The organism is Streptomyces sp. URMC 126 (genome assembly GCF_051386555.1).
GTDB lineage: Bacteria > Actinomycetota > Actinomycetes > Streptomycetales > Streptomycetaceae > Streptomyces.
Genome location: NZ_JBPQTX010000601.1, coordinates 1 through 1,425, shown reverse-complemented (window position 1 = coordinate 1,425; position 1,425 = coordinate 1). Strand labels below are relative to the sequence as shown.

Sequence of the window (1,425 nt, the reverse complement as noted above, 5' to 3'; positions counted from 1 at the left end):
CGGCCCCCATCGGAAGGGAGGCTTCGCGGTGGAGGACGGCCCGCCGGCCCGGGCGGGTTCCTGACGGGTGTCCGGTGGTCATGCGTACGACGGGGAGCCTGGGGGAGTCACGAGGAGCCACGGGGAGCCCGAATGTGCCCGTTGTGTCACAGGACGCCCCCGTGGGACCGTCCGCAGGAACCCGTCCGGGCCGGCGGGCCGTCCTCCACCGCGAAGCCTCCCTTCCGATGGGGGCCGGGACAGCCCTCCCGCGGTGATCACGACGGACCGTCGATCACCTATCGTCGGGTGACGGGACACAGCGAGACCGAGTGAGGACATGCGGATGCCGCAGGCGCACATGCAGGAGACGGGCCGTGAGGGAGTCGGTCCGGAGCGGGCCGGCTCCGGGGTCCGACGCCGCGTGGGCGACTGGCTGGGCGATTGGCGCGGCCCGGGGATCTGGCGGCGCGGACTGGTGATCGCGGTACTGGCGCTGGTGCTGGGACTGCTGATGCTGCTGCACTCCAGCATCCCCAACCGGGTCGGCAACCTCGGCAGCCTCACCGAGACCTTCCTGCCCTGGTTCGGCCTGCTCGTCCCCGTACTGCTGGTGTTCGCCCTGCTGCGGCGCTCGGCGAGCGCGCTGATCGCGGTGCTGCTGCCCGCCGTCGCCTGGGTGAACCTCTTCGGCGGGCTCCTCACCGGCAAGTCCGGCTCCGGCGGCGACTTCACGGTCGTCAGCCACAACGTCAACGCCGAGAACCCCGACCCGGCCGGCACCGCGCGGTCCCTCGTCGCGTCCGGCGCGGACGTGGTGGCCCTGGAGGAGCTCAGCGACGCCTCCCGCTACGAGAGGGCCCTCGCGGGCTCCTACCCCTACCACTCGGTGCAGGGCACGGTCGGCATCTGGAGCAAGTACCCGCTGCGCGACGCCCGCCCCGTCGACATCCGCATGGGCTGGACCCGCGCCCTGCGCGCCACCGTCGAGACGCCGAAGGGCCCGCTCGCGGTGTACGTCGCCCATCTGCCGTCCGTCCGCGTCAAGTTCAACGCGGGCTTCACGGCCGGGCAGCGCGACAACAGCGCCGCGGCGCTGGGGCGGGCCATCGCGGCCGAGCCGCTGAAGAAGACGATCCTGCTCGGTGACCTCAACGGGACCATGAACGACCGGTCGCTCGCGCCCGTCACGTCGCAGCTGCGGTCCGCGCAGGGGGCTGCCGGGGACGGGTTCGGGTTCAGCTGGCCGGCGAGCTTTCCGATGGCGCGGATCGATCAGATCATGGTGCGGCAGGTGGATCCGGTGTCGGCTTGGACGCTTTCAGAGACGGGGAGCGATCATTTGCCGGTGGCGGCTCGCGTAAAGCTTTGAGGGTTCGCCTTCGGCGGTGGGTGCCCCGGTCCCGCCCTTTCACCGTTTCTTGCGGGGGCGAGCCCCCGCAAGAA

At 71.8% G+C, this 1,425-nt stretch carries 1 protein-coding gene; it reads left to right on the top strand.

What is annotated here, in order from left to right; genetic code table 11:
* Positions 1-325 precede the first annotated feature (325 nt).
* Positions 326-1,351 carry an endonuclease/exonuclease/phosphatase family protein gene (locus ACSNOK_RS33015; RefSeq protein ID WP_436784472.1) on the top strand — a complete coding sequence of 342 codons (1,026 nt, stop codon included), beginning with the start codon at positions 326-328 and terminating at the stop codon, positions 1,349-1,351.
* Positions 1,352-1,425 lie beyond the last annotated feature (74 nt).